The 26,091-nt window shown below is 52.3% G+C and carries 26 protein-coding genes and 3 tRNA genes; 26 read left to right on the forward strand and 3 right to left on the reverse strand.

Annotated features, from left to right (window positions below; genetic code table 11):
* Positions 1-146: 146 nt before the first annotated feature.
* The 14 genes from NDQ72_03855 to NDQ72_03920 all read left to right on the forward strand — a co-directional run bounded on the left by NDQ72_03855 (position 147) and on the right by NDQ72_03920 (position 12,723).
* The gene (locus tag NDQ72_03855) at positions 147-680 is read left to right on the forward strand and encodes a CinA family protein (GenBank protein WKD29093.1); all 534 of its coding nucleotides are present in this window, start codon (positions 147-149) and stop codon (positions 678-680) included.
* A gap of 90 nt (positions 681-770) precedes the next feature.
* Positions 771-1,832, forward strand: coding sequence for a recombinase RecA (recA, locus tag NDQ72_03860; protein WKD29094.1), 1,062 nt, complete (start codon positions 771-773; stop codon positions 1,830-1,832).
* Positions 1,833-2,387: 555 nt separating this feature from the next.
* Positions 2,388-3,422 carry a glycosyltransferase family 2 protein gene (locus NDQ72_03865; GenBank protein ID WKD29095.1) on the forward strand — a complete coding sequence of 345 codons (1,035 nt, stop codon included), beginning with the start codon at positions 2,388-2,390 and terminating at the stop codon, positions 3,420-3,422.
* Between the two features lie 48 nt (positions 3,423-3,470).
* Positions 3,471-4,589, forward strand: coding sequence for an SDR family oxidoreductase (locus NDQ72_03870; GenBank protein WKD29096.1), 1,119 nt, complete (start codon positions 3,471-3,473; stop codon positions 4,587-4,589).
* The gene (gene rfbF / locus NDQ72_03875) at positions 4,586-5,362 is read left to right on the forward strand and encodes a glucose-1-phosphate cytidylyltransferase (GenBank protein WKD29097.1); all 777 of its coding nucleotides are present in this window, start codon (positions 4,586-4,588) and stop codon (positions 5,360-5,362) included. Before NDQ72_03870 ends, rfbF begins: the two co-directional genes overlap by 4 nt.
* Positions 5,363-5,369: 7 nt before the next feature.
* Complete coding sequence (locus NDQ72_03880; protein ID WKD29098.1) at positions 5,370-6,716, forward strand: NAD(P)-dependent oxidoreductase; 1,347 nt, start codon at positions 5,370-5,372, stop codon at positions 6,714-6,716.
* 3 nt (positions 6,717-6,719) lie between these two features.
* Entirely contained in the window at positions 6,720-7,268 is a 549-nt protein-coding gene (gene rfbC, locus NDQ72_03885) for a dTDP-4-dehydrorhamnose 3,5-epimerase (GenBank protein WKD29099.1), read from the forward strand.
* 16 nt (positions 7,269-7,284) lie between these two features.
* The gene (locus NDQ72_03890) at positions 7,285-7,746 is read left to right on the forward strand and encodes a recombination regulator RecX (GenBank protein WKD29100.1); all 462 of its coding nucleotides are present in this window, start codon (positions 7,285-7,287) and stop codon (positions 7,744-7,746) included.
* Positions 7,747-7,915: 169 nt separating this feature from the next.
* Entirely contained in the window at positions 7,916-10,525 is a 2,610-nt protein-coding gene (gene alaS, locus NDQ72_03895; GenBank protein ID WKD29101.1) for an alanine--tRNA ligase, read from the forward strand.
* Positions 10,526-10,622: 97 nt separating this feature from the next.
* Positions 10,623-11,873, forward strand: a complete 1,251-nt coding sequence (locus NDQ72_03900; protein ID WKD29102.1) for an aspartate kinase — start codon at positions 10,623-10,625, stop codon at positions 11,871-11,873.
* 194 nt (positions 11,874-12,067) lie between these two features.
* Positions 12,068-12,256 (forward strand): carbon storage regulator CsrA, encoded by a 189-nt coding sequence (gene csrA, locus NDQ72_03905; protein ID WKD29103.1) that lies wholly within the window; start codon positions 12,068-12,070, stop codon positions 12,254-12,256.
* Between the two features lie 124 nt (positions 12,257-12,380).
* Positions 12,381-12,473, forward strand: a tRNA-Ser gene (locus NDQ72_03910).
* 29 nt (positions 12,474-12,502) lie between these two features.
* Positions 12,503-12,579: transfer RNA gene (locus NDQ72_03915), tRNA-Arg, on the forward strand.
* Positions 12,580-12,646: 67 nt separating this feature from the next.
* Positions 12,647-12,723, forward strand: a tRNA-Arg gene (locus NDQ72_03920).
* A 151-nt stretch (positions 12,724-12,874) separates the two neighbouring features.
* Here the strand turns inward: NDQ72_03920 and NDQ72_03925 are convergent.
* Complete coding sequence (locus NDQ72_03925; GenBank protein WKD29104.1) at positions 12,875-13,873, reverse strand: tRNA-dihydrouridine synthase; 999 nt, start codon at positions 13,871-13,873, stop codon at positions 12,875-12,877.
* 127 nt (positions 13,874-14,000) lie between these two features.
* On the opposite strand from NDQ72_03925, the gene NDQ72_03930 reads away from it, so the two are divergent.
* The 3 genes from NDQ72_03930 (at position 14,001) to NDQ72_03940 (ending at position 17,501) form a co-directional block, all read left to right on the forward strand.
* Positions 14,001-14,258, forward strand: coding sequence for an OadG family protein (locus NDQ72_03930; protein ID WKD29105.1), 258 nt, complete (start codon positions 14,001-14,003; stop codon positions 14,256-14,258).
* A 93-nt stretch (positions 14,259-14,351) separates the two neighbouring features.
* Positions 14,352-16,166 carry a sodium-extruding oxaloacetate decarboxylase subunit alpha gene (oadA, locus tag NDQ72_03935; protein ID WKD29106.1) on the forward strand — a complete coding sequence of 605 codons (1,815 nt, stop codon included), beginning with the start codon at positions 14,352-14,354 and terminating at the stop codon, positions 16,164-16,166.
* A gap of 12 nt (positions 16,167-16,178) precedes the next feature.
* A complete protein-coding gene (locus tag NDQ72_03940; protein ID WKD29107.1) occupies positions 16,179-17,501 on the forward strand; it encodes a sodium ion-translocating decarboxylase subunit beta in 1,323 nt (440 codons plus the stop codon).
* Between the two features lie 116 nt (positions 17,502-17,617).
* Here the strand turns inward: NDQ72_03940 and NDQ72_03945 are convergent, their stop codons facing one another.
* Positions 17,618-18,244 carry a YigZ family protein gene (locus tag NDQ72_03945; protein WKD29108.1) on the reverse strand — a complete coding sequence of 209 codons (627 nt, stop codon included), beginning with the start codon at positions 18,242-18,244 and terminating at the stop codon, positions 17,618-17,620.
* Between the two features lie 27 nt (positions 18,245-18,271).
* Positions 18,272-18,670: a hypothetical protein gene (locus tag NDQ72_03950; protein ID WKD29109.1), complete on the reverse strand. Its 399-nt coding sequence runs from the start codon at positions 18,668-18,670 to the stop codon at positions 18,272-18,274.
* A gap of 260 nt (positions 18,671-18,930) precedes the next feature.
* Between NDQ72_03950 and ccmA the strand changes: the two genes are divergently transcribed.
* The 9 genes from ccmA to ccmI all read left to right on the forward strand — a co-directional run bounded on the left by ccmA (position 18,931) and on the right by ccmI (position 26,085).
* Positions 18,931-19,551 carry a cytochrome c biogenesis heme-transporting ATPase CcmA gene (gene ccmA, locus NDQ72_03955; GenBank protein ID WKD29110.1) on the forward strand — a complete coding sequence of 207 codons (621 nt, stop codon included), beginning with the start codon at positions 18,931-18,933 and terminating at the stop codon, positions 19,549-19,551.
* Positions 19,552-19,599: 48 nt separating this feature from the next.
* Positions 19,600-20,298: a heme exporter protein CcmB gene (gene ccmB, locus NDQ72_03960; protein WKD30343.1), complete on the forward strand. Its 699-nt coding sequence runs from the start codon at positions 19,600-19,602 to the stop codon at positions 20,296-20,298.
* Between the two features lie 14 nt (positions 20,299-20,312).
* A complete protein-coding gene (locus tag NDQ72_03965; GenBank protein WKD29111.1) occupies positions 20,313-21,053 on the forward strand; it encodes a heme ABC transporter permease in 741 nt (246 codons plus the stop codon).
* Positions 21,053-21,286 (forward strand): heme exporter protein CcmD, encoded by a 234-nt coding sequence (gene ccmD, locus NDQ72_03970; protein WKD29112.1) that lies wholly within the window; start codon positions 21,053-21,055, stop codon positions 21,284-21,286. Before NDQ72_03965 ends, ccmD begins: the two co-directional genes overlap by 1 nt.
* The gene (ccmE, locus tag NDQ72_03975; protein ID WKD29113.1) at positions 21,276-21,785 is read left to right on the forward strand and encodes a cytochrome c maturation protein CcmE; all 510 of its coding nucleotides are present in this window, start codon (positions 21,276-21,278) and stop codon (positions 21,783-21,785) included. Before ccmD ends, ccmE begins: the two co-directional genes overlap by 11 nt.
* Before the next feature lie 64 nt (positions 21,786-21,849).
* The gene (locus NDQ72_03980; GenBank protein ID WKD30344.1) at positions 21,850-23,856 is read left to right on the forward strand and encodes a heme lyase CcmF/NrfE family subunit; all 2,007 of its coding nucleotides are present in this window, start codon (positions 21,850-21,852) and stop codon (positions 23,854-23,856) included.
* Positions 23,853-24,380: a DsbE family thiol:disulfide interchange protein gene (locus NDQ72_03985; GenBank protein WKD29114.1), complete on the forward strand. Its 528-nt coding sequence runs from the start codon at positions 23,853-23,855 to the stop codon at positions 24,378-24,380. Before NDQ72_03980 ends, NDQ72_03985 begins: the two co-directional genes overlap by 4 nt.
* The gene (locus NDQ72_03990) at positions 24,371-24,841 is read left to right on the forward strand and encodes a cytochrome c-type biogenesis protein CcmH (GenBank protein WKD29115.1); all 471 of its coding nucleotides are present in this window, start codon (positions 24,371-24,373) and stop codon (positions 24,839-24,841) included. Before NDQ72_03985 ends, NDQ72_03990 begins: the two co-directional genes overlap by 10 nt.
* Entirely contained in the window at positions 24,838-26,085 is a 1,248-nt protein-coding gene (ccmI, locus tag NDQ72_03995; protein WKD29116.1) for a c-type cytochrome biogenesis protein CcmI, read from the forward strand. The genes NDQ72_03990 and ccmI overlap by 4 nt, the downstream gene beginning before the upstream one ends.
* The last annotated feature ends 6 nt before the right edge of the window (positions 26,086-26,091 follow it).

The following is a 26,091-nucleotide window of genomic DNA, read 5'->3' on the forward strand; positions in this document are numbered from 1 at the left end:
GCGTTGCGCAAGCAGTCTCAGCTTGCGGCATGTTCTTTGGCAGTTACTTTAAGCGACTTCTTTGGGCAATTTCTTTGAGCAATTTCTTTGAGAAAGTTAAACACGGTATTCTACGCTGAACTGAGGTCTCACATGAAGGAGTCACCATGGCACCTAGCGTTTCAAGCCTGAAGAATCTTGACCTATCACTGCTCGCTCAACGCTTGGGAAGGCTGTGTCAGCAGCTTGGGGTTGAAGTTTCTACCGCAGAGTCCTGTACAGGCGGCGGTATCGCCAGCGCAATTACTTCTGTGGCAGGTAGCTCTGCGTATTTTACAGCGGGTTATGTAACCTACTCCAATGCTGCTAAAACGCGTATGTTGGATGTGCCCGAGGCGCTTATCGAAGCCCATGGCGCGGTCAGCGAGCAAGTAGTTAATGCAATGGTTAAAGGTGCTTGCTTAGCAAGTGGGGCTGACTTAGCGGTCGCCGTCAGTGGAGTGGCTGGTCCTGATGGGGGCAGTCAAGAGAAGCCTGTTGGTACCGTATGGCTTTCCTGGGGCAGTGCAGAAAGCCAACAGGCAGCGTGTTTCCACTTTCACGGCGACCGACAGGCGGTACGCGAACAAGCCGTACGTGAAGCATTGGCAGGCCTAGTTGCGCGCTTGACGGCCCAGGCCAACGGCAGTGAAAAGAAATAAACATTAAAATAGGGTGCTGAGGATTTGTTTAGCCGCTAATCTTTGGCATACTACTGGCTAATTATACAGTTTGTAATGAGGAATTTCTGCATGGCTCAGGATGACAACCGCACCAAAGCGCTAAATGCTGCACTTAGCCAGATTGATCGCCAGTTTGGTAAGGGGACCGTTATGCGCCTTGGCGATGCACCGCGCGTAATAATGCCGTCTGTCTCCACCGGTTCACTGGGGCTTGATATCGCGCTTGGTATCGGCGGGTTGCCGTTTGGGCGCGTATGTGAAATTTATGGCCCAGAGTCATCCGGTAAAACGACGCTGACCCTGTCAGTCATTGCGCAGGCGCAAAAACAGGGCAAAGTCTGTGCGTTCGTCGATGCAGAGCACGCTCTGGACCCCAGCTATGCAGAAAAGCTTGGGGTTAATCTAGACGACTTGCTGGTTTCCCAGCCTGATACCGGTGAGCAAGCGCTGGAAATTACCGACATGTTGGTACGGTCCGGCGGTGTAGATGTGATCGTGATCGACTCCGTGGCTGCACTAACGCCGCGTGCTGAAATCGAAGGCGAAATGGGCGACTCCCACGTTGGTCTGCAAGCACGTTTAATGTCTCAGGCATTGCGTAAAATTACCGGTAATATCAAAAACGCCAATTGTTTAGTGGTGTTTATCAACCAGATCCGCATGAAAATCGGTGTGATGTTTGGTTCGCCCGAAACCACGACCGGCGGTAACGCACTTAAATTCTACTCCAGCGTGCGTCTGGATATCCGACGTACAGGCTCCGTAAAATCGGGTGACGAAGTCACTGGTAACGAAACCCGTGTGAAGGTAGTTAAAAATAAAGTGGCGCCGCCATTCCGTCAGGCAGAGTTCCAAATTCTCTACGGTAAGGGTATCTACCATGCGGGCGAGGTGATTGACCTGGGCGTGCAGTGCAGCTTGGTAGACAAAGCGGGCGCGTGGTACAGCTACAAAGGCAAAAAGATTGGTCAGGGCAAAGCCAATGCAGCTCAGTATTTAGAAGAGCACCCTGAAACCATGGAAGAAATTGAAGCGCAAATCCGAGCGCAATTGCTTGCTCCGCCGGATGCAAAAAAAGAAGAAGCTCCTGAGGCAGATGTTGCCGCTGAGAGCGATGATGATTTGCTGTAAGCCTCTTTATGATGCCGTTCTCTAAGCCGTTGAGTTAACGTCGTGTGACGTGGCGATTCAAATACTGTCTCGGCGCGAGTGCTCTCGCGCTGAGCGAGTATGCAAGTTGCAGCAAAAAGCATTTCAGCCTGGTGAGATTGCTGTCTGCAGTAGCAAGCTAAATTTGGCGATAAGCCTAGCCTGTATTTTTAGCATGAAAAAAAGGGGTACCTAAAAAGGTGCCCCTTTTGCTTTTCTGTATGAGAAAAATGGTACTGCAAACTAGATTTTTGATCCGTCCATGCGCTTGACAGAAAAAAACATGTCGCTTATTTTTTAAATGTAACTTTTAATGTCATTGGGTATCAGATTGTAACTTACAGTCGCCGTTGCTACTACGTTTCGTTGCTACTACGTTTCTATGACGGAGCGTTCGGTGATTGTAGGTTAGGGGCTGCTTATATAATTATAAAAGAATGAAATATAACTTTTCATATGATGGAGAGCCTGGTGGTTAAGTTTAAAGGCTAACCTTTATCGCGAAAAGAAAAAGCTCATCTTTGGGGAAAGTGTGCTATGCATAAAGTATTCGCGGTAATCCTTACTTATAATCGAAAGGAACTACTGAAGCGATGTCTCGATGCAGTGTATTCCCAGTGCCGCTCTTGCGATCGTGTCATCGTCATTGATAATGCAAGCACTGATGGTACCCAAAAGATGTTGTCCGAAAGCAGTTACCCTGGTCTTATGGTACATGTGCTGAAGGATAATATTGGCGCCTCTGGGGGTTTTAATGCAGGTATGCGTCTCGCCTATCAAGAGGGTGCCGATTTTATTTGGACAATGGACGATGATGTCATACCTTGTTCTGACGCACTTCACTTTTTGTTATTAGCCGATGAAGCGCTTAAAGATAAAGGAAAAAAGCCAGCTTTTCTTCTTTCCCAGGCCTTCACTGAAACTGGACTGGTTACTAATACTCCTATTATTAGTCCTTTGAAAAATGCCATTGGTTATCGAGACTGGCACGAGCTGCTTGAGCTGGGTGTAGTGGCTGTGCACCGCGCTACTTTCGTTTCAATACTGCTGCCGCGGACTACCTTGACGCAACATGGCTTGCCAATTACCGCGATGTTCATCTGGGGAGAAGATAGTGAATTTACCTTAAGAGTCACTCAAGAAAATCCCGGTTATGTTGTTGGTATGAGTAAAGTGCAACATCTACGCCAAGAAAATGGTCCTATCAGTATTCTTCATGAAAGTAATCCGGCGCGTTTTAGGTTATATCGGCACCTTATTAGAAATAAAATTTATATCGCTCGTAAGTATCGCCATTTTCCACATTATCGCTATCTTATGATTTCAGAAGTTTATCGAGTTGCTCGGCTCTTTTTTATACTTTTGTTTAGAGGTGAAGTTCGTAAGGCCAAGATAGTTCTGCACGGAATGTTAGAAAGTCTGTGGTTTTACCCTGAGTCTGAAGCTGCAGATACACCTATTGAAAAAATGCAAACTTCCACGTGGCGGTTAGACCAGCTATGCCAAGAGCAAGCTGACTTGAAGGAAAAAAACAGGATAAAAAATAAAAGCAGCTTTAAGACAGGGTCGTGAGAATACTTGGTTTAATGACGCTCAGGCGCTAAATGATGGGGTGATATTTTGAAAATATTAATCGTGGGCAATATGGGGTACGTCGGCTCCGTACTGGTAAGAGAGTTAGCCGCACGATATCCATCTGCCACTCTTCATGGTTACGACAATGCCTATTTCGCGCACTGTCTCACGGGAGCCGATTCCCTTCCCGAACGTTATCTCGCCCAACAGTTTTTGGGCGACGTTAGGGATATTCCTGCTGGTTTTTTTGAAGGCTACACGGCCGTGGTGCAACTGGCTGCTATCTCCAATGACCCCATGGGAGATCGTTTTGCTGCCGTCACGGCTGACGTCAATCAATACGCTACGGTGGCCATGGCCAAAGCAGCGGCTCAAGCGGGAGTGGAAAACTTCGTGTTTGCCTCGAGTTGCAGTATTTATGGTATTGCCCTCGGTGCGCCGCGTTGTGAAGCAGATGCTGTGGCTCCGGTTACCGCCTATGCCTGTTCAAAAATTGCCGCAGAAGAAGCCTTGGCGGGCATTGAGGGGGACATGGTGATTACTAGTTTACGCTTTGCGACTGCCTGTGGAATGTCGGAACGTCTACGCCTGGATCTAGTGCTCAACGATTTTGTCGCCTGCGCGCTTAGTCAGCAGCATATTACCGTGCTTAGCGATGGGTCACCCTGGCGACCCTTGATCGATGTCTCCGATATGGCAAGGGCCATTAGTTGGGCGATACAGCGTAAGCCCGAAAATGGGGGGCGCATCCTCAATATCAATACCGGCTCTAACGAACGCAATCATCAGGTGCGGGATCTAGCGATGGCGGTTGCCCAGGCAATTCCTGGTACCACTCTGAGTATCAATACCCAAGCACCGGCGGACAGCCGCTCCTACCAAGTAGATTTCAGCCTGTTCGCTAAGTTAGCACCAGAACATCAGCCAAAAATGACACTTTGGGATTCGATAATAGGGGTGGCTAATGGGCTAAAAGGCATGAAGTTTACTGATGCCCAATTCCGAACCTCACGCTATGTGCGCCTGCACGCGCTACAAGCGCATATCGACGAGGGTCGCCTGTCCGAGAACCTGAGTTGGCAAATTCGTAATGGAGTGACTCCCACTGCTTCGCCGGGCTCTTCCTCGGTTACTTCGATGCCTGAAATGGAGGCTAAGCCATGAAAGTTGCAATTTTTGCGGGAGGGTTTGGCACGCGTTTGAGTGAAGAAACGGCGATTCGTCCAAAGCCTATGGTGGAAGTAGGAGGGCGACCGATTCTTTGGCATATCATGAAAATGTATGCCCATCACGGCTTGAAGGAATTCGTCGTGCTGGGTGGCTATAAGGTTGAGTATATTCGCGACTACTTCCTCAATTATCGCGGTAATCGAACCGACTACACCATCGACCTGAAGACAGGCAAAGTCGCCTGGCTTCAAAGCGTGAACGATGACTGGAAAGTCACCGTGCTGGATACCGGCGCCGATGCCATGACAGGTGGGCGGCTTAAGAAGGCCATGCATTTACTGGCGGATGAGCCTTTCTGCTTGACCTATGGCGATGGGCTGAGCGACCTGAATATTACCGCGCTGATCGATTCTCATCTGGCCTCAAAAAATTGGTGCACCCTGACGGCAGTAACGCAGCCGGGCCGCTATGGTGCGCTGCGCTTGCAAGAAGGCAACAATCAGGTGGAAGGCTTTCGCGAAAAGGGAGAAATAGATGGTGGCCTGATCAACGGCGGCTTTTTCGTCTGTGAACCGGAAGTATTCGAGACGATTAACGACAGCCAGACCGTATGGGAAAACGAGCCCATGCAGCGAATGATTGAAATGGGCAGATTGGGATATTTCCATCACAACGGATACTGGCAAAGCATGGATACTCTGAGGGACAAGATGGTGCTGGAGGCCGCTTGGGCGGAAAGTGCTCCTTGGAAGCTTTGGAAGGAGTGAATCTCCGATGATCATTGTTGATACAGCACTTGCCAAGCGAGAGGCACAAGGCAATCCCATTCGAGTAGGCATGATAGGAGCGGGGTTCCAAGCGAGGGGGATCGGCCTGCAGATTATGACGGCAACAGCGGGAATGCGTCTTTGCGCTATTGCCAATCGTCACCTTGATGCAGCGGTCAAGGTCTATCAACAAGCCGATATTGAACCAATCGCCTGTGACACTCAGCAGGAACTTGAGATGGCAATTGCTGCGGGGCGGGCGGCAGTTACTGAGAATGCCATGGCTCTGGCTCACGCGGAAGGGTTGGATGCGATCATCGAGGTAACCGGCTCGTTGGAGTTCGCCGCACATGTCGTGCTGGCGGCACTTGAAAGTGGTAAAGACGTCATTCAAATGAACGCGGAGCTCGACGGTACGATCGGCCCTATTTTAAAAGCGAAGGCTGATGCTGCAGGCGTTATCTATAGTTTTGCCGATGGCGACCAGCCAGGCGTACAGATGAATCTCTATCGCTTCGTCGCCGGTCTGGGTGTTAAGCCTGTGCTGTGTGGCAACATCAAGGGGCTGCATGACCCTTATCGCAATCCGGCTACCCAGGAAAGTTTTGCTAAACGCTGGGGACAGAAGGCGGCGATGGTGGCGTCTTTTGCCGATGGCACCAAGATTTCGTTTGAACAGGCGATTGTCGCCAATGGTACCGGCATGCGAGTCGCTCAACGCGGCATGCTCGGTCCTGATTTTTCCGGTGGTGTGCCTGGTGGACCCTTGGTACCTATCGAGGAGACGATAGCGGCGTTTGAACCCTACCTAGATCCGGCAGGGCCGGGGCTGGTGGATTACGTTGTTGGAGCACGGCCGGGGCCGGGTGTGTTCGTATTGGGCACCATCGATAATCCCCGTCAACGGCATTATCTCGAGCTTTATAAAATGGGCGAGGGGCCATATTACTGCTTTTCAACGCCTTATCACCTTTGCCATTTTGAAGTGCCCACGTCCGTTGCGCGAGCAGTGTTGTTCCGTGATCCGGTTTTATCTCCTTTAGGCGGCCCAAGGGTGGGTGTGATCGCTATGGCCAAGAAAACCTTGCATGAGGGCGATAAAATCGAAGAACTCGGAGGCTTCGAAGTCTACGGCATGGCTGAAAACATCGAGGTGATACGGCGTGAACGGCTACTGCCTATCGGTCTAGCGCTGGGGTGCCAGGTGGTTGGTCGTGTCGAAAAGGACGCGGCACTGACCTTCGATGATGTTCTTATTCCACCATTGCGCTTGATCGATCGTCTGTATGCTGAACAAGAAGCCATGTTTGCCTTGGAACCCCTATCTGGCACCGCCGCTACTTTTGTGGAGTAAGCCATGCTATTTCATCAAACGAAACTCAAGGATGCCAAGCTGATAGAGCTTGAGGCCCATGGTGATGAGCGGGGCTTTTTTGCCCGGACTATGTGCCGCGCGGAGTTTGAGCGCCATGGTTTGCTGGGCGATTTTGTACAGCAGAATACCTCGTTCTCAGCCAAGAGAGGTACTCTGAGGGGGCTGCATTACCAGCGAGAGCCGCATGCTGAAGCCAAGCTGGTGCGCTGCCTCCGGGGGAGCATTATTGACGTTATTGTGGATATTCGTGAAGACTCAGAAACCTACCTGCACCATCAGCTGTTCGAGCTGACCGAGACCAATCGGTACCAGCTTTATGTGCCGCCAGGCTTTGCGCACTCCTTTCAGACGCTGAGCGACGATGTTGAGGTCAGTTATCTGGTGTCGGCTGCCTATCATCCCGAGGCTGAAAGTGGTTTGCGCTATAATGATGAGCGCCTCGCGATTGAATGGCCTATTCCGCCCACAGTTGTATCCGAGAAGGACGCCAATTGGCCATTGATCAGTGAGCGAATTGACGCACTCTTCTAACCGTTGAGAGAACAGTATGTTCCCCCCCAGTAGTGAGTTAACGCCGCGTGAAGTGGCGATTCAAATGCTGTCTCGGCGCGAGTACTCTCGTGCTGAGCTAGCGCGCAAGTTGCAGCAAAAATCATTTCAGCCTGATGAAATTGATGTCTGTCTGAATAGCTTAGAAGAGCAGGATTTACAGTCCGATGAACGTTTTGCCGAAAGCTTTATACGTTCACGGATTCTTCGTGGGCAAGGGGTTATTCGCATTAAGGGGGAACTGCGCCAGCGGGGCGTAGATCAAGAAACGTCAACGACGGCTTTTGCCACAGTAGAAGAGCGCGAGGCCGTAGATTGGTTTGAGCTAGCTCGCGATACCTTGGCTCGGCGCTTTTCCTCGCCAGGTGATACTCCCAAAGAGCGTGCTAAACGCGAACGTTTTCTCGCCACACGCGGCTTTAATTTTGAGCAAATCCGCTACGCGTTGTCTTGCTTGTAACTCCCCTTATATGAGCCTTCTCCGGGTATTTTTTCACCCTCTGTTTTAGTTCTGGCACTAACTGCGGCTTTAGTCGTTTGACAACTGCGTTATAATGCCCCTTTTGCGACCCCAGCGGGTGGCGGCGATAGCGCCCTGGGGCATCATGCTTTCTTGTCACGGATACCCTATGAAAAGCGCAGAGATCAGACAGGCCTTTTTATCTTTTTTTGAAAAGCAGGGGCATACTATTGTGCCCACCAGCTCTCTAGTGCCGGGCAATGACCCGACGCTGCTCTTCACCAATGCAGGCATGGTGCCCTTCAAAGACGTTTTTCTTGGCCGTGACCCGCGACCCTATGTACGCGCCACGTCAGCCCAGCGCTGCGTGCGTGCTGGCGGTAAGCACAACGATCTAGATAACGTTGGCTACACGGCGCGTCACCACACGTTTTTTGAAATGCTGGGTAACTTCAGCTTTGGTGACTACTTTAAGCGTGATGCCATTCGCTTTGCCTGGACATTTCTGACGGAAACGTTGGGCCTGCCCAAAGAGAAGCTCTGGGTCACGGTGCATATCAGTGACGATGAAGCCGAGCGTATCTGGAAAGATGAGATTGGCATTGACCCTGAGCGTTTCTCAAAGCTTGATGAAGATAATTTCTGGCAAATGGGCGACACCGGTCCTTGTGGCCCCAGCTCTGAAATCTTTTTTGATCATGGTCCGGAAGTATGGGGCGGCCCGCCTGGCAGCCCTGAAGAAGATGGCGATCGCTACATCGAAATCTGGAACCTGGTGTTCATGCAGTTCGATCGTGATGCCGCTGGAACATTGAATCCGCTGCCTAAGCCTTCCATCGATACGGGAATGGGCTTGGAGCGGGTGGCTGCTGTAATGCAGGGCGTTCACTCCAACTACGAGATCGATCTGTTCCAAAACCTGCTGAAAGCTGCTGCTGAAGCGACAGGCCATGGTGACACCACGACGCCTTCGTTACGCGTGATTGCCGACCATATTCGCTCTTGTGCCTTCTTGATTACAGACGGCGTTCTGCCTTCCAACGAAGGGCGCGGCTATGTGCTACGTCGGATTATTCGTCGTGCGATTCGCCATGGGCATAAACTGGGTGCTTCCGAGCCGTTTTTCCACAAGCTGGTAACCGCACTAGATGCTGAGATGGGCGACGCCTATCCTGAATTGCGTGAAGCGAGTGAACAAATTACCCGCGTGCTGCTTAAAGAAGAAGAGCAGTTTGCTCGCACGCTGGACCACGGCATGGGGCTATTGAATGCGGCGCTTGAAGAGCTGCAGGGTGACGTGCTGCCTGGCGAAACCGTCTTTAAGCTTTACGATACCTACGGTTTCCCCTTCGACCTGACGGCGGATGTATGCCGTGAGCGCGAAGTCACCTTGGATGAAGCCGGTTTTCAGCGCGAGTTAGAAGCGCAACGTGAACGTGCGCGGGCGGCCAGCCAGTTTGGCGCTGACTACAGCGCTGCTATTGACCTGGAGGGTGAAACCCAGTTTACCGGTTACGAACATCTGGCCGACCAAGCGACAGTTACTGCCATCGTGGATAGCGAAGGTAATGCGTTAGCGGCTCTGGAAGCTGGCCAGAAAGGCACCGTTGTACTGGACCGTACGCCATTCTATGGTGAATCTGGCGGCCAGGTGGGCGACACCGGTTACTTATATGTTGATGGCGGTCGCTTCCAGGTAACCGACACGCAGAAACAGAGTGGCCACCACCTTCACCAAGGCATTATGGTCGATGGCGCGCTGAGCGTCGGCGCTAACGTGCGAGGCGAGGTGGATGCCAGCTTGCGTAGCGCGACCATCCGTAATCACTCGGCGACTCACTTGCTGCATAAAGCACTGCGTATGGTGCTGGGTGATCATGTTCAGCAAAAAGGCTCACTGGTAAACGCAGAGCGCCTGCGCTTTGACTTTAGCCACTTCGAGCCGATGACCGCAGAGCAAATAGCGGAAGTAGAGCGGCTGGTAAATGACCAGATCTTAGCGAATGCGCCGACCAAAACGGAGCAGATGAGCCTTGCAGAGGCGAAGGCAAAAGGGGCGGCCGCGCTATTTGAAGCTAAGTATGCCGATAACGTGCGGGTGCTGACCATTGGCGCTGATGACTTCTCTATCGAGCTGTGTGGTGGTACTCACGTGAACCGCAGTGGTGATATTGGTTGTTGCCATGTGGTGAGCGAAGTAGGTATCGCTTCTGGCGTGCGTCGTATTGAAGCGATTACCGGTGAAAATGCGCTGGCTTACTTCCGTGAGCAGGAAGCTCGTGTTCAGCGGCTTGGCGAACGACTGAAAACCAAGCCCGAGCAAGTGGAAGCTCGGGTTGAATCGCTGGTTGAGCGTAACCGCGCGCTGGAAAAAGAGCTTGAGCAACTTAAAGCGAAGCTGGCAAGCGCTGCGGGCAGTGACATGCTTAGCCAGGTGCAAGAGATCAACGGTGTTAAGTTACTGGTCACCCAGCTTGAGGGTGTTTCGGGTAAAGATTTACGCGGTGTACTTGATCAGTTGAAAAACAAGCTAGGCTCAGGCGTTATCCTGCTTGGGGTTGCAGATACCGCGGCAGGTAAGGTGAGCTTGATTGCTGGGGTTACCCAGGACTTAATCGGCCGCGTAAAAGCGGGTGAATTAGTCAATCATGTGGCTTCGCAGGTAGGCGGAAAGGGTGGTGGTCGCCCGGATATGGCTCAAGCGGGTGGAAGTTTACCCGATGCCTTGCCAGCAGCATTAAGCAGCGTGCCGGCTTGGCTGGAAAATACGCTTAGCTAATTACAAAGGCCGGTGGCACTATTTGCTACCGGCTTTTTGTTAAATAGCAATAACAATACTCACTCTCCATTCCCGAACCTATAGGAAAAAACGGCATATGGCATTATACGTACAGAAGTTCGGCGGCACCTCTGTGGGCTCTGTCGACCGTATCAAGGCCGTGGCGGAAAAGGTTAAAGGCTTTCGCGATCAAGGCCACCAAGTTGTAGTGGTGGTGTCCGCGATGAGCGGAGAGACCAACCGCCTGACGGATATGGCAAACGCAATCAATGATGACCCGGCGCCGCGTGAAATGGACATGCTGCTCTCAACGGGCGAGCAGGTGACCATTTCGCTGATGGCAATGGCGCTTCAGCAGATAGGTGTTTCTGCTACTTCTCATACGGGGGCTCAAGTCGGCATTCACACCGATAGCGCCCACACCAAAGCACGTATTCGGCGCATTGAAACCGATGACCTGAAAGCTGACCTTGATGAAGGCAAAGTGGTTGTGGTGGCTGGCTTCCAGGGTGTCGATGAAGACGGCAATATTACGACGCTGGGGCGTGGTGGTTCTGATACCACAGGTGTTGCGCTTGCTGCAGCGCTTGGTGCTGATGAGTGTCAGATATACACCGACGTTGATGGTGTTTACACCACTGACCCTCGCGTGTGTTCCAAGGCTCAGCGCCTTGAGAGCATTACCGTGGAAGAGATGCTTGAACTGGCAAGCCTGGGCTCCAAAGTTCTACAGATTCGCGCCGTCGAATTTGCGGGCAAGTACAACGTACCACTTCGCGTGCTGTCGAGCTTTGAAGATGGCCCCGGCACCCTAATTGTTGCAGACGCAGACCAAGACGAGGACGCTATGGAAGAACCGCTAATCTCCGGTATCGCTTTTACTAAAAACGAAGCTAAATTGACCCTGTTGAATACGCCTGATGTGCCAGGTGTCGCATCGCGTATTCTTGGTCCTATCGCCGATGCCAATATCGAAGTCGATATGATTGTGCAAAACGTGGCGCCTGCTGGCGATTACACTGACTTCACCTTTACGGTTGCTAAAGGCGATTACAAAGCGACCAAGAAGTTACTTGAAGAGACGGTAATTCCTGATTTGGGCGGCGGTGAGCTGCGTGGCGATGACAACATTGCCAAAGTATCGCTTGTGGGTGTTGGTATGCGCTCTCATGCCGGTGTTGCCTCTAAAATGTTCCGTGTTTTGGCCGACGAGAACGTCAATATCCGTATGGTTTCTACGTCGGAAATTAAAATTTCCGTCGTTATTGATGAAAAGCATATGGAGCTTGCGGTTAATGCCTTGCACAAAGCATTCGGTTTAGATAAATCTGATATCGAATCTGAATAACAATTGCGCACTAAACCTTCTACGCTGAAGGATACTTGCTGCCGTGTGGTGGTGAGCTTTCTTTCAACGGGAGGTTAAGGTGTCATAGGAGCTTGAGCCATTGGTGGTGGCGGCACCCATACCGCATAATAGTGTGGTGCCGCTGTGAGCGGACACAACCCGTTGTATAAAAACGTCTGAGAAGGAGATCAGCCATGCTCATCCTAACCCGCCGTGTCGGCGAAACACTGATGATAGGTGATGAGATAACCGTTACAGTGTTAGGTGTGAAAGGTAATCAAGTACGTATTGGTGTTAACGCGCCAAAAGACGTCGCGGTTCACCGTGAAGAGATTTACCAGCGCATTCAGCGTGAACGCAACAGCGAAAGCGAATCTGAGTAAATGGTTGTCTGTATTGCGTCTACTACAAGGCGTTTAAGCGGTAACTACGGGGCGGTGCGAAAAAAATTGGCATAGGGCTGGACAGCAGTCGTCAAAATCGGTAATATTCGCGCCGTGCCGTTGAGGAGAGGTGGCCGAGTGGCTGAAGGCGCTCCCCTGCTAAGGGAGTATAGGGTTTATAGCCCTATCGAGGGTTCGAATCCCTCTCTCTCCGCCAACTGCATAAAGTAACATCAATTTGGATAAGCGCCCGTAGCTCAGCTGGATAGAGTACCTGACTACGAATCAGGGGGTCGGAGGTTCGAATCCTCCCGGGCGCGCCAGCTTGAATTCAGAAGTTATTGATGTTATTATGTTTTTATTCGCGAGAGCGATGTTAAAAACTGTTAAGCGCCCGTAGCTCAGCTGGATAGAGTACCTGACTACGAATCAGGGGGTCGGAGGTTCGAATCCTCCCGGGCGCGCCAAATTCGAAAAACCCGCTTTCTACTGAAAGCGGGTTTTTTCTTTTCTAGTCTGGCCATGGTGGCTCGTACTTTGGTCTTGCGATCGTTTAAAGCGCCCTTCTGTGCACAGCAGAAGGGCGCTTTTTTGTTCTAATCTAATGCTGAAAACGACTTATGCGGGCTCGCAGCAAAGTGATGCGCTGGGAATCAGGTTGTTAAGCAGCGTATCGAGATCCGTAAGGCGTTTCAGGCGCTGAAAGTGTTGGTTCGCTTCGCTATTGCCTTGGCGCATTTGTGCTAGCCACTGCTTGACGAGTGACACCACGACTCTATCTGGTAGTTGTCGCCGCTGTAGGTCGGCGTATCGCTTTAGCACGTTGGCACGCATTGCCCAGGTGGTGTCAGGGAGGCGCTCTCCTGTGCGCTGCCAGTGGCGTATGCGAGCTGCAAGCCATGGGTCTGAGAGGGCGCTACGGCCAAGCATGACATCCTCGCAACCTGATAGCGTGCGAGCCTTCCAGTAGTCCTCTAGTGTCCAAATATCGCCGTTTGCAACGACAGGGATTGATACCTGGTGGCGAACTTTGCCAATCCACTCCCAGTGTGCAGGTGGACGATAGCCTTCATCTCGTGTGCGGCCATGGACAACAAGCTGTGCAGCGCCGCCAGCTTCTGTGGCCTGGGCGCAAGCGACTGCTAAGCGACGATCAGAAAAGCCAAGGCGGATTTTAGCCGTCACTGGAATTTCGCCGTCTAATGCTTCGGCGACCGCTTTTACGGCGCGATAGACGCGATCTGGCTGGCGAAGTAGCGATGCGCCACCATCATGACGATTAACCAGTTTGGCGGGACAGCCAAAGTTAAGATCAACGCTGATAGCGCCCAGCGAGAGCGCCTGTTGCGCATTGCTGGCTAGCGCCACGGGGTCTGATCCCAAAAGCTGCAAATGCACGGGAACGCCGCTAGGGGTGGCGACGCTGCCTGCTGACAGTTCGGGGCAATGTTTATAGAACACGCGAGGGGGGAGTCGTGTGTCGACCACCCTGACAAACTCAGTCACTGCCCAGTCAAAACCTGCCTGCTGAGTCAGTAAATCACGCGTTAAGGCGTCGATGACACCTTCCATAGGCGCTAGGCCTATCCTGCCTTTATGTAGTAAATTAACAACCATGACTTCCACTATGGCGCGATTGCAATCTATCCTGGATGTGGCAGGTTAGTGTATTAGCCTCACTGCGCCAAGCGCCTTTAGAGGCTATTGGTGTGCCGAAAAGCATTTGAAAGAGGGGGAATGCGGTATGCAAGAGTCAGAGTTGCTCCAGGAAGGGCTTGCCCTTATGGGGTTGGGTATGGGTTTTGTATTTGTTTTTCTTACGGTTTTGGTAATTAGCGTTACGCTAATGTCGAAGTTGATTAGCCGCTTCCAGCCTGCTCCTATAGCAGCGCCAAGCGGCCGAAATAATGCAAAACCATCTGCACCGAAAGGCCAGGATGATGAAGTCAGGGCAGTGATTAGTGCTGCAGTGCACCGTTATCGTTCTTCGCGCCGTAAGTAAGGCCCTAGTTTTGTAGCTATCCTACCGCTCAATTACTATTTATTTTGTTAAATTTACTACAAATCCATAACGTGAAAATTGTGAGCCACGACCATGAATGAAACAAAACGTCCTCTGGGGATCACTGATGTTGTTCTTCGCGATGCCCATCAATCGCTGTTTGCCACCCGTTTGCGTCTTGATGACATGCTACCGATTGCCGAAAAACTCGACAATGTTGGCTATTGGTCATTAGAGACTTGGGGTGGAGCAACGTTTGATTCATGCATTCGCTATTTGGGTGAAGACCCTTGGGAGCGTATTCGGGCACTGAAAGAGGCGATGCCGAATACACCTCAAGCGATGTTGTTACGTGGCCAAAACTTATTAGGTTATCGCCACTATGCCGATGACGTGGTTGATAAATTTGTCGAGCGCGCTAAGACCAACGGGGTTGATGTGTTCCGCGTGTTTGACGCGATGAATGATCCGCGCAATCTTGAGCGTGCTATCAAGGCGGTTCGCCAAGTAGGTGGACATGCGCAAGGCACCATCTCTTATACGGTTAGCCCGGTACATACCCTGGATAGCTGGGTAGAGCTCGCTAAAACCATTGCCGCAATGGGCGCTGACTCACTGGCTATCAAGGATATGGCGGGGCTTCTGACGCCTTATATTGCCTATGATCTTGTCACGCGGTTGAAAAAAGAGCTGTCTATTCCCGTTCACTTGCATTGTCATGCGACTACCGGGTTGTCGACCTCGACAATTTTGAAAGCCGTCGAGGCAGGCGTCGATAATGTCGATACTGCGATCTCTTCCATGTCCATGACGTATGGTCATAGTCCGACTGAATCTGTCGTGGCCATGCTCAAAGATACCGATCGTGATACCGGTCTTGACCTGGAATTGTTGGAAGATATCGCCAGCTATTTCCGTGAAGTGCGCAAAAAGTATGCGGCGTTCGAAGGCTCGTTGCGCGGTATTGACTCACGCATTTTGATTGCCCAAGTGCCTGGCGGCATGCTCACTAACATGGAAGGCCAGCTTAAAGAGCAGGGCGCCGGCGATAAACTCGACGATGTGTTGAATGAAATCCCCCGGGTACGCGAAGACCTCGGCTTTATTCCGCTGGTGACGCCGACCTCTCAGATTGTGGGTACTCAAGCAGTGATGAACGTGATGATGGGTGAGCGTTACAAGTCCATCTCCAAAGAAGTTCAGGCGCTGCTAAAAGGTGAATACGGCTCCGCGCCCGCGCCGTTTAATGCAGAGCTGCAAAAACGCGTGCTCGAAGGTGGCGAACCGATCACCTGTCGCCCGGCAGATAACCTGTCGCCAGAAATGGACCGACTAGCGACCGAGCTTAAAGAAAAAGCGAGCGCAGACAGCATTCGTATTGCCAGCGGCGAGCAGGGAATAGATGACGTGCTGACCTACGCGCTGTTCCCGCAAATTGGTCTGAAATTCCTTAAAAATCGTGACAACCCGGATGCCTTCGAACCCGCCCCTCAAGTGGCTGAGGCGAAAAGCGCTAACGTACCGGCAAAAGCCGCAAACAAAGCGCCAGCGGTTTCGAGTGGCCCGGAAACGTACACCGTTAAGCTCAATGGCAAAGCGTTTGTAGTGGAAGTGTCTGAAGGTGGCGAGATAGGCGCGGTGCAGGAACAGGCGGCAATGAGTGCTAACGCACCCAAAGAGGAAGCGCCTGCATCTAGTGGAGAAAGCATTGATGCACCGCTTGCTGGCAATATCTTCAAGGTCAATGTACGCCCGGGTGACCAAGTAGCGGATGGCGATGTGGTGATTATTTTGGAAGCCATGAAAATGGAAACCGAAGTGCGTGCCAGTAGTGCCGGTACCGTATCGAAAGTTAACGTCAGCGAGGGTGACAGCGTCACCGTCGGCGATTCGCTGATCGAGCTTTAAGGGCATTTGGCAATGGAAAAACTAATTACCTTATGGGAGGGCTCGGGGCTTTATAACCTTGAGCTTGGTCAGGCGGCCATGATTTTGGTAGGGCTTGGGCTGCTCTATCTTGCCATTCACAAGAAGTTTGAGCCGTTGCTGCTGGTGCCAATTGGGTTTGGCGGCATTCTTGCCAATATCCCTGAGGCGGGCTTGGCAATCTCAGCGCTCGATCAAGCGATTGAGGTGGCAAAACCTGCTGTGCTGCAGCAGATAGCTTCCGTACTGGGCGCTACCCTTGATCCATTAAGTGGTGTGGAAGCTTGGCGAGAGTCGCTTAAAGCGATTGCCCACGATACTGCAGCTCCCGATCAATTGCGTGCGGCAAAGGATATTGCGGTTGGCGTAGGTTATAGCGATGGGATGCTCTATAACTTCTATAAAGTAGCGATTGCCTCTGGTATTGCGCCACTGATTATCTTTATGGGCGTGGGGGCCATGACCGACTTCGGCCCGTTATTGGCTAACCCGCGGACGCTCTTTTTAGGCGCGGCTGCTCAGTTTGGCATTTTTGCCACACTGTTTGGTGCTGTGATGCTGACCTCACTGGGGGTGATGGACTTTTCGCTTAATCAAGCGGCCGCCATTGGTATTATCGGCGGTGCTGATGGTCCAACATCTATTTATGTATCAAGCGTATTGGCTCCTGAGTTGCTGGGGGCTATCGCAGTGGCGGCGTACGCCTACATGGCGCTAGTGCCGCTGATTCAGCCGCCGATTATGCGGCTGCTGACCACGCAGAAAGAGCGTCAAATTAAGATGACGCAGCTGCGTCCGGTATCCAAGCTGGAAAAGATCGTTTTCCCGCTGATGTTATTGATTGCCGTCGCGCTTTTCCTACCTGATGCAGCGCCGCTGTTAGGGATGTTCTGCTTTGGTAACTTGATGCGTGAGTGCGGTGTGGTTGAGCGCTTATCGGATACGGCGCAAAACGCTCTGATCAATATCGTGACGATTATCTTAGGGCTATCGGTGGGTTCCAAGCTGATGGCAGATAGCTTTCTGGCATTCGAAACGCTGGGTATCTTGGGCCTGGGTATTGTGGCGTTTGGTATTGGCACGGCCGCAGGCGTGTTGATGGCGAAGCTGATGAACCTAGTCAGCAAAATGCCGATTAATCCGCTGATTGGTGCCGCAGGTGTTTCGGCAGTGCCGATGGCCGCGCGAGTAGCTAATAAGGTTGGCTTGGAGTCGAACCCGCATAACTTCCTGCTGATGCATGCCATGGGCCCTAATGTGGCCGGTGTTATCGGTTCTGCTGTTGCGGCGGGTGTGATGATTAAATATTTAGGCTAAAACCCGCTAGCAGTGCCATTGCGCAGTTATCGTTACGTAATGGTTAGCGACTAAAACGCGGCTTACCGAGCAATTGTTCGCGTAAGTCGCGTTTTTTTGTCAGCGGTATAATAATCTTATTGTGGCGGCACTTTTTGAATATCGAGGGCTGTCTTTAGACGATTTTCAAGCGTAGTGAAATTTAAGGCCTCATCTCTTGGCCAGCCAATCGTGAGGCATACGCCGTTGCCATCGTACTCTGCCTGTTGGACGGGAATTTTCTGCTCGTCACACCAAGCGCGCGCGACGGCTTCATGGGCAAAGTTGACACGCAGCTGGTAGTTATCCCGTTCGACGACTTCGCGGGTAGGTAATGTTTCAATCCCGGCGTTAACCGACTGTGCGTAAGCTCGGGCGAGTCCACCCGTGCCCAACTTGGTGCCGCCAAAGTAACGAATCACCACACAGCCTATTTCACCCATCTGGCTGCCGAGCAAAGCTTGATACATGGGCCTGCCGGCTGTGCCGCCGGGTTCGCCATCATCAGAGAACCCTATGTGCGTTTGTTCACCAGGAGGGCCAGCAATAAAGGCCGTGCAGTGATGACTTGCGTTGGGGTGAGCGGTTTTTGCTGCCTGCAACATTGCATGATAGTCAGCAGTGTTGGGTGCATGGCATATCCACGTGAGGAAGCGACTTTTTTCAACCTCAATTTCAGCGGTATGCCATGTGGCGGATGCTAGGTCTGGAACTCGGTAACGCAATCGATGCTCCCTAAAGCGGGTGGCGAATTAGTGGTGCCGAGTGTTGTTAGCGCCATGCTCGACGCCCATTACCATTCCCAGCACTTGAATATCACAATTATGCAGGAAGACGGCAGGCATGGCTGCATCTTCGGGCCATAAGTGAACGCCAAGTCGACTAATGGAAAGTTGCTTTAGGGCAACTTCTCGCTGGTTTATCGTCGCGATAGCGGTTTCTTGATGGCTACCTTGTTGATAGCGGCGAATAATGATGACATCGCCATCGAATAGATTGCATTCACGCATTCTGTTGCCGCGCACGCGAAGCGCATAAGTGTTGCGCCGCGTTACACGAGGTGCCGAATAAATAGGGCGACCTGTATTCGACGTCGTTTGAGATAGCGCATGTTGAGTTATGTTCAAGGGTGTTGGCATTGTCATCGTCATGCAGTTTTCTCCAATGCAGCGCCCGCTCCCTAGGCGTGTAATTGAGCAGATTGCTGTGTTTATAATCGGTAATGTTTTTTCATACAGTGTTTGTAGTATAGACCTGTTTTTGCATACAGTGCTAGTGCTCTGCATTGTCTATTGTTCTTAAGCGAAGATTGGTTGAAGTGTGATGCGACCCCTGACCGCAGAGAGCGACTGGCGAGAAAGGGGCTTTCCGTGTAGAGTTCGACGCAAAATCTACGTGCCTGGAGATATCCTTGAGCCTCTGCCTACAAGCCCGACAGCTAGCCTGTGAACGCGATGATCGTTGGCTGTTTGAGGGGCTAGATCTTGATATTCAACGTGGCGAAATAGTGCGTATCGAAGGCCCTAACGGGAGCGGCAAAACGACACTGTTGAAAATTCTTTCAGGCCAGTTGAGCGACTACCATGGCGACATTTATTGGAATGGCGACTCAATGCGCGAGGTGCGTGAACATTTTCTCGCCAATCTACTCTATTTAGGACATGCCCCTGGCATAAAAGCGGGGCTTTCTCCGCTGGAAAACTTAACGTGGTACCAAGCGCTTAGCGGCGAAAAAGGCGACGATTACCAGCGTGAAGAAGCGCTGGCACAGGTTGGACTGAGTGGCTTTGAGGATGTACCCGCCGGGCAGCTTTCTGCTGGGCAGCAGCGGCGAATTGCCCTTGCGAGACTGACGCTTACTAAGCGGGCATTGTGGGTCCTGGATGAACCTTTTACAGCCATTGATCGCCACGGAGTGGCAGCATTAGAGGCGCAGCTTGTTGCGCATGCCAACGCGGGAGGCTGTGTCTTAGTGACGACACATCATGAGTTAACCGCATCATCCGTGCTTAGGCGCGTTCAACTGGGGTAGAAGGAGACAGCGTTGCCAAGCTCACACGCCACGACAGGCATCCCAGAAATGTCGATGCATGCGCCTTCCGGTGGGCTCATGGTCGCCATTAGTGCCACCTTTAAGCGAGATCTAACGCTGTTGCTACGTCGTCGTGGTGAAGTGCTTAACCCATTGGTGTTCTTTGCCTTGGTGATTACGCTCTTTCCGATCGGCATTTCACCTGATCCCCAGTTACTGGCAGAAATAGCGCCTGGGTTGCTGTGGGTGGCGGCATTGCTAGCGGCATTGCTTTCTCTGGATAGTCTGTTCCGGAGCGACTACGACGACGGCAGTTTGGAGCAGCTACTGTTAGCCCCTCAGCCGCTGGCGGCGCTTAGCCTTGCCAAAGTTGCTGTTCACTGGCTGCTGACAGGACTGCCTTTGGCACTTATGGCACCAATTTTAGGTATCATGTTGGCACTTCCTGCCGGTAGTTACATGGTTTTAGCGCTATCGCTGGCATTGGGAACCGCAAGCCTCAGCTTGATTGGTGCGATTGGCGCCGCGCTGACCGTCGGATTAGCTCGCGGCGGTGTATTGCTGTCACTGCTGGTGCTGCCGCTCTATATTCCAGTGCTTATTTTTGGTGCTGGCGCCGTGCAGGCCGCTATTTTAGGCGATGGTATCGCGGCGCATCTGGCTATTTTGGGCGCACTTTTAGCGATTTCGTTAATGCTAGCACCTTGGGCTATTGCCGCCTCGCTACGCATCAGCATCAACGGTTAAAGGACGAAAACACCATGTGGGCCTTTATAAACAAACTGAGATCACCCAAGTGGTTCTACGCGATTAGCGCCAAGCTTCAGCCCTGGTTCTGGGCAGCGGCGGTGCTCCTGTTACTGCTGGGAAGCGTTTGGGGGCTGGTATTTGCTCCCGCGGATTATCAGCAGGGCAATAGCTTTCGGATTATCTATGTCCACGTTCCTGCCGCTTTCCTAGCACAATCCATTTTTGTCTCAATGGCAATTTCAGGCTTGGTATTTATGGTCTGGAAAATCAAAGTAGCCGATATGGCTGCCACCGTGATGGCGCCATTAGGTGCGGCGATGACCTTTGTAGCACTTTTTTCAGGCGCAGTATGGGGAGTGCCTACCTGGGGAACCTGGTGGATGTGGGACGCGCGTTTAACGTCCATGCTGATTTTGCTGTTTTTGTATTTAGGTGTCATTGCACTGCGCGGCGCTTTCAGTAGTCGCGATAGCGGATCTCGTGCAGCCTCAGTGCTGGCGATGGTGGGTGTGATTAATATTCCGATCATCAAATATTCGGTGGACTGGTGGTACACCCTGCACCAGCCTGCCTCGTTTACGATTACCGGACGTTCGGCAATGCCCATGGAAATGTGGGCACCGCTGCTCATTATGGTACTCGGTTTCTACTGCTTTTTTATAGCGTTAACCCTGATGCGTACGCGCAGTGAAATACTGCGCCGTGAAACCAATAAGCGCTGGGTGCAAGAGCTAGTAGAGGAGGTGAGATAATGGCTTTTTCCTCACTTAATGAATTTTTTGCCATGGGTGGCCACGGGCTTTATGTGTGGGCTGCTTGGGGCATTACTGCGTTGTTGATGCTGGTGATCGTTTGGCATGCGCGCCTCGAGCGCAGCCAACTGCTGAAAGGCGTGAAGCGCCGTGTGCGCCGCCAAAACGCCCACTCCCAGGCCGCGCAAGCACCAGTTAACTCTGCTCAAAGGGACGTTCGTCATGACGCCTAAACGTAAACAGAAGCTGTTCGTTATTTTAGGGTTGGTTTCATTAACCGCGATAGCGGTGGGGCTGACACTTTATGCGCTGCGCTCCAACATCAATTTATTTTTCAGCCCGGTACAAATTGCTCAGGGCGACGCGCCCATGGAACGCCAGATTCGCGCGGGCGGAATGGTTAAAGAGGGATCGGTGTCGCGTGATCCTGAAAGCCTTGATGTTGAGTTTACCGTGACGGATTACGTCGATGACTTGGAGGTCTACTACAGCGGGATTCTGCCGGATCTTTTCCGTGAAGGGCAGGGGGTGGTCGTGGTAGGAGAACTTCAGGCAGATGGGCGCTTATATGCCGATAAAGTCTTAGCCCGCCACGATGAAAATTATATGCCGCCCGAAGTGGCGCAAGCATTGGAAGAAGCAGGTTACTCCCCGGCAGATTATCAGGCAAAAGCGGCTGAGGTGGGTAAGCGTTTGGAGCAGGAAGGCACCCCCCAAACAAGCGATTATTAATGTCTTATCGTGTCAAGCAGGCGGTTATGCCCACTGCTAATTCGGAGCGCGCATGTTCATCAAGATGATTCCTGAAATCGGCCACTTTGCTCTGGTCATTGCCCTGTTGATGGCCGTGATACAAGCTGTGATGCCGCTGGCAGGCGCGGCCACTCGGCGTCCGCTGTGGATGGCCTATGGTCGACCTATGGCCACGGGGCAGTTCCTGTTTATTGCCATTGCCTATTTGTGCCTAACAGCCAGTTATATGCTGGATGACTTCAGCGTGGCGAACGTTGCCAATAATTCCAACTCGCTACTGCCCTGGTACTACAAGTTTAGTGCCGTGTGGGGAAATCATGAAGGCTCCGTCTTATTGTGGAGCTTAATGCTGGCTGGTTGGGGGTATGCCGCTTCGGTATTTTCCGGTGATTTGCCGCGCGATATGGTGGCGCGAGTGCAAGGCGTCATGGGAATGGTCTGCGTTGGCTTCCTGCTGTTTATCTTGATGACCTCCAATCCATTTGAGCGGCTACTGCCGAATATGCCTCAAGACGGGGCTGATCTGAATCCGCTGCTGCAGGACTTCGGGTTGGTTGTGCATCCCCCGATGCTGTATATGGGGTATGTCGGTTTCTCGGTGGTATTTGCATTTGCCATTGCCGCGTTGCTAGGTGGGCGTTTAGACGCTGCCTGGACACGTTGGGCACGTCCCTGGACTAATGTGGCCTGGGCATTTCTAACCGTAGGCATCGCGCTAGGTAGTTGGTGGGCTTATTACGAGCTGGGCTGGGGCGGCTGGTGGTTCTGGGATCCGGTTGAAAACGCCTCATTGCTGCCCTGGTTAACGGGAACGGCGCTGGTGCACTCGTTGGCGGTCACTGAAAAGCGCGGTTCGTTTAAAAGCTGGACAGTACTGCTGGCTATTTCAACCTTCTCGCTGTCATTAATGGGCACGTTCCTGGTGCGTTCTGGCGTGCTGACCTCAGTGCACGCGTTTGCTAATGACCCTTCCCGCGGCTTCTTTATCTTAATGCTGTTGGCGATTACCGTAACGCTGTCGCTGCTGGTATTTGCGCTGCGCGCCCCCCGTGTGAGCCATAAAGTCGGCTTTAATTGGTTATCCCGTGATTCGCTGTTGTTGGTCAATAATATTCTACTGGTCATTATGACGGTCACCGTACTGTTAGGCACGGTCTACCCGCTAATTTTGGACTCCCTTGGGTTAGGTAAAATCAGCGTAGGGCCTCCGTACTTTAATGCACTTTTTGTACCGCTAACGGTGGTGATGTGCATGTTTATGGGACTTGGTCCGATCGCCCGCTGGAAAAGCATGAGTGCCAGTGAACTGTGGCGTAAGCTTTGGCTGTCAGGCGCTGCTGCTCTGGTTCTGGGCGGTGCTATGCCGTTGCTATATGGCGGCGAGTGGAATCTTTGGGTCTCCTTAGGCATTGTTTCGGCGCTCTGGATCGTACTGCCTGTCGTGCGTGACGTGTTCAATAAAGTCCGCCATGCCAGCTCCTTTTTGGCGGGGCTGCGCAAGCTGTCGTTAGCATATTGGGGCATGGTGCTTGGTCATGTGGGCATTGCGGTCACCATTGTTGGCGTGGCGGTTGTTTCCAATTACAACATCGAACGCAACGTGCGGATGTCGCCGGGCACGACTGTTGAAGTGGCAGGTTATCAGTTCACCATGACGGAACTGGCAAACCGCCGGGGCCCGAACTTCCTGGCAGACACGTCTATCATTCAAGTGCAGCGCGGCGACTCCGGACGTAGTTTTGTGATGCGTCCAGAAAAGCGCCTCTATCTCGCTACCAGAATGCCAATGACCCAGGTGGCGCTTCGTCCCGGGCTTTTCCGCGATCTCTATGTCGCTATGGGGGAAGACCTTGGCGATGGTAGCTACGCGATGCGTGTTCAATACAAACCGTTTGTACGCTGGTTATGGCTCGGTGCGTTGTTGATGGCTTTCGGTGGCATTCTGGCGATAGTTGATAAGCGGTACCGTCGTGTCGTATCGCGCAAAGCGCCTACTAGCCCGGCTTCTGCAACGTCTGAGTCTGCAACGTCGAAGGAAGCTATGGTATGACACGTCGCCTACTACTTTTGCTACTACCGATTGGCTTTCTGGGGATTGCCTTATTCCTTTATCAAGGGCTAGGGCGCGACCCTTCGCACCGCGACTCGGCGCTAATGGCCAGGCAGTTTCCTACCTTTGAAGCCACGACACTGCGCGATGAAAATCGCCAAGTTGATCAAACCCTGTTAACTGGCGATGTCACCTTGGTGAATGTATGGGGCGAATGGTGCCCCGCTTGTAAGCAGGAAATGCCGCAGTTGCTGGAGTTGGCTGATCAGGGCATTCGCATGGTCGGCATTAACTATCGTGATACTCGCGAAAAAGGGCTGGAGTTCTTGAGCGAGTTTGGTGATCCCTTCGAAGTTAATGTGTTTGATCCTGACGGTAACCTTGGCTTTGATCTGGGGGTTTACGGTGCGCCGGAAACTTTCTTGGTTGATGCTGACGGTGTCATTCGCTACCACCACAAAGGTTACGTGTCACCGGAAGACGTTCGTGAACGCATTCTGCCGGAGGTGGAAAAATGGCGCTAATACGCTTAATGCTTACCGTCGCGCTGCTGACACTGACTAGCGGCGCGTTGGCCGGTGGGATTGAGATACGTGAGTTCGACGATCCTGTTACGGAGCAGCGTTACCATGATCTCACCGCTTCGATGCGCTGCCCTCTGTGTGAGAACCAGGCAATCGATGATTCTGATGCGCCAATTTCCGCGGACATGCGTGAACGTGTCTATCAATTGCTCCAGGATGGTCAATCGGATATCGAGATTGTTAACCACATGGTGCAGCGGTTTGGAGAGTACATTCTCTATAACCCGCGTTTAGAAAACCGCACTTACCTGCTGTGGGGGTTGCCGATAGGTTTGGTGCTGCTCGGCGTAGTGGTCGTCGTGATGATGGTTCGCGCTCGTCGTAATGCCTCAGCGAAAGCGCTTAGCGCCGAAGAACGTGCCCGCCTGGATGCCCTGATTAACCGCGAGAGGTCTTCATGACACCGCTGTGGATTGCGATTGCTTTACTATTACTCCCCGCGCTTTGGTTATTGATAGCGCCGATGCGCGATGCCCGCGCGCTACGCGACAAGCTAGATCACTTCGAAGCTAACGATACTGCTGATGAGCAAAACGTGGCGATTTTTAAGCGTCGTTTGGCCTCCTTGGAAGCTGCTCACGAACGTGGCGATATGGATGAGGAGCGGTTTAAAGAAGACCGCCTGGAGCTAGAGCGTAGCCTGTTGGAAGACACCGCCAGCCGTACTAAACGCCCCTTAAAAACGGCGACGGCAGGCAGGCTTGCTATCCCCTTGGTTATGGTGGCCGTGGTGGGAGCGAGTACGTTTTGGTATCAGCAGAACGGCGCGGAAGGCGATTTAACGCTTTACGCTATTCAGCAAGAAGTGCAAAACGACCCCGATGGCTCACTGGTCATGTATTTAGAGCGCATGGAAGCAGAAGCCGAGCGTCAGCCGAATAATCCCAATGTGTGGAGTTCACTGTTTCCGCTTTACCGTGAAACCGGTCAGGCCGATAAAGCAGCCGATGCGTTAGAGCGATTGATTGCTATTGAAGGGCGGATTCCTCCGCTGTTGGCGCAACTTGCTCAACTGCGCTTTTTTATGGCGGAGCGTGAACTGACTCCCGAGGTACAGTCGCTAGTGGATGAGACGCTAGCGCAAGACCCACGCCAGCCCACAGTGCTTGGCTTGCTTGGTATTCATGCGTTTGATAATGGTGACTATGAAACAGCGGTAGACTACTGGCGTCGTGCTGTCGCAAACATAGAAGATCCCGAAACGGCATCCTCCTTGCGCGAAGGTATTCGCGTTGCTCAAGAGCGTTTAGGAGTAGAGCCAGAAGCAGCGGCGGTTGAGGCTGCCCAAAGTCAGGGCGTGCGTGTGACTGTCTCATTAGACGAAGCACTGATGGATAACGTCAGTGACGATGCTAGCGTGTTTATCACTGCTCGAGACATGCAAGGCGAGCTGCCGCCGCTGGCTGTTATTCGTACTCAGGTGTCAGAGCTTCCCATGACCGTCGTGTTGGACGACACCGCAGCTATGTCCCCCCAAGCGCAAATTTCCCAAGTGCGTGAAGCACGCTTAGTTGTTCGCGTTTCGCAATCTGGGCAGGCAATCCCTCAGCCTGGTGATCTGTTTGGCGAGCTGGAGAGCGTAAGCGTTGGACCTATTAATGAGGATGATGCGGCAAATGTTGTTATTGACCGCGTTTTTGAATAACGTCCA

It is taken from the genome of Halomonas sp. KG2, assembly GCA_030440445.1.
Classification (GTDB): Bacteria; Pseudomonadota; Gammaproteobacteria; order Pseudomonadales; family Halomonadaceae; genus Vreelandella.

What these genes read in the sequence shown, in the direction of transcription:
- NDQ72_03855 (WKD29093.1), top strand. Translation starts at nt 147, where the DNA reads ATGGCACCTAGCGTTTCAAGCCTGAAGAATCTTGACCTATCACTGCTC.
- recA (WKD29094.1), top strand. Translation starts at nt 771, where the DNA reads ATGGCTCAGGATGACAACCGCACCAAAGCGCTAAATGCTGCACTTAGC.
- NDQ72_03865 (WKD29095.1), top strand. Translation starts at nt 2,388, where the DNA reads ATGCATAAAGTATTCGCGGTAATCCTTACTTATAATCGAAAGGAACTA.
- rfbF (WKD29097.1), top strand. Translation starts at nt 4,586, where the DNA reads ATGAAAGTTGCAATTTTTGCGGGAGGGTTTGGCACGCGTTTGAGTGAA.
- NDQ72_03880 (WKD29098.1), top strand. Translation starts at nt 5,370, where the DNA reads ATGATCATTGTTGATACAGCACTTGCCAAGCGAGAGGCACAAGGCAAT.
- rfbC (WKD29099.1), top strand. Translation starts at nt 6,720, where the DNA reads ATGCTATTTCATCAAACGAAACTCAAGGATGCCAAGCTGATAGAGCTT.
- NDQ72_03890 (WKD29100.1), top strand. Translation starts at nt 7,285, where the DNA reads ATGTTCCCCCCCAGTAGTGAGTTAACGCCGCGTGAAGTGGCGATTCAA.
- alaS (WKD29101.1), top strand. Translation starts at nt 7,916, where the DNA reads ATGAAAAGCGCAGAGATCAGACAGGCCTTTTTATCTTTTTTTGAAAAG.
- NDQ72_03900 (WKD29102.1), top strand. Translation starts at nt 10,623, where the DNA reads ATGGCATTATACGTACAGAAGTTCGGCGGCACCTCTGTGGGCTCTGTC.
- csrA (WKD29103.1), top strand. Translation starts at nt 12,068, where the DNA reads ATGCTCATCCTAACCCGCCGTGTCGGCGAAACACTGATGATAGGTGAT.
- NDQ72_03925 (WKD29104.1), bottom strand. Translation starts at nt 13,873, where the DNA reads ATGGTTGTTAATTTACTACATAAAGGCAGGATAGGCCTAGCGCCTATG.
- NDQ72_03930 (WKD29105.1), top strand. Translation starts at nt 14,001, where the DNA reads ATGCAAGAGTCAGAGTTGCTCCAGGAAGGGCTTGCCCTTATGGGGTTG.
- oadA (WKD29106.1), top strand. Translation starts at nt 14,352, where the DNA reads ATGAATGAAACAAAACGTCCTCTGGGGATCACTGATGTTGTTCTTCGC.
- NDQ72_03940 (WKD29107.1), top strand. Translation starts at nt 16,179, where the DNA reads ATGGAAAAACTAATTACCTTATGGGAGGGCTCGGGGCTTTATAACCTT.
- NDQ72_03950 (WKD29109.1), bottom strand. Translation starts at nt 18,670, where the DNA reads ATGACGATGACAATGCCAACACCCTTGAACATAACTCAACATGCGCTA.
- ccmB (WKD30343.1), top strand. Translation starts at nt 19,600, where the DNA reads ATGTCGATGCATGCGCCTTCCGGTGGGCTCATGGTCGCCATTAGTGCC.
- NDQ72_03965 (WKD29111.1), top strand. Translation starts at nt 20,313, where the DNA reads ATGTGGGCCTTTATAAACAAACTGAGATCACCCAAGTGGTTCTACGCG.
- ccmD (WKD29112.1), top strand. Translation starts at nt 21,053, where the DNA reads ATGGCTTTTTCCTCACTTAATGAATTTTTTGCCATGGGTGGCCACGGG.
- ccmE (WKD29113.1), top strand. Translation starts at nt 21,276, where the DNA reads ATGACGCCTAAACGTAAACAGAAGCTGTTCGTTATTTTAGGGTTGGTT.
- NDQ72_03980 (WKD30344.1), top strand. Translation starts at nt 21,850, where the DNA reads ATGATTCCTGAAATCGGCCACTTTGCTCTGGTCATTGCCCTGTTGATG.
- NDQ72_03985 (WKD29114.1), top strand. Translation starts at nt 23,853, where the DNA reads ATGACACGTCGCCTACTACTTTTGCTACTACCGATTGGCTTTCTGGGG.
- NDQ72_03990 (WKD29115.1), top strand. Translation starts at nt 24,371, where the DNA reads ATGGCGCTAATACGCTTAATGCTTACCGTCGCGCTGCTGACACTGACT.
- ccmI (WKD29116.1), top strand. Translation starts at nt 24,838, where the DNA reads ATGACACCGCTGTGGATTGCGATTGCTTTACTATTACTCCCCGCGCTT.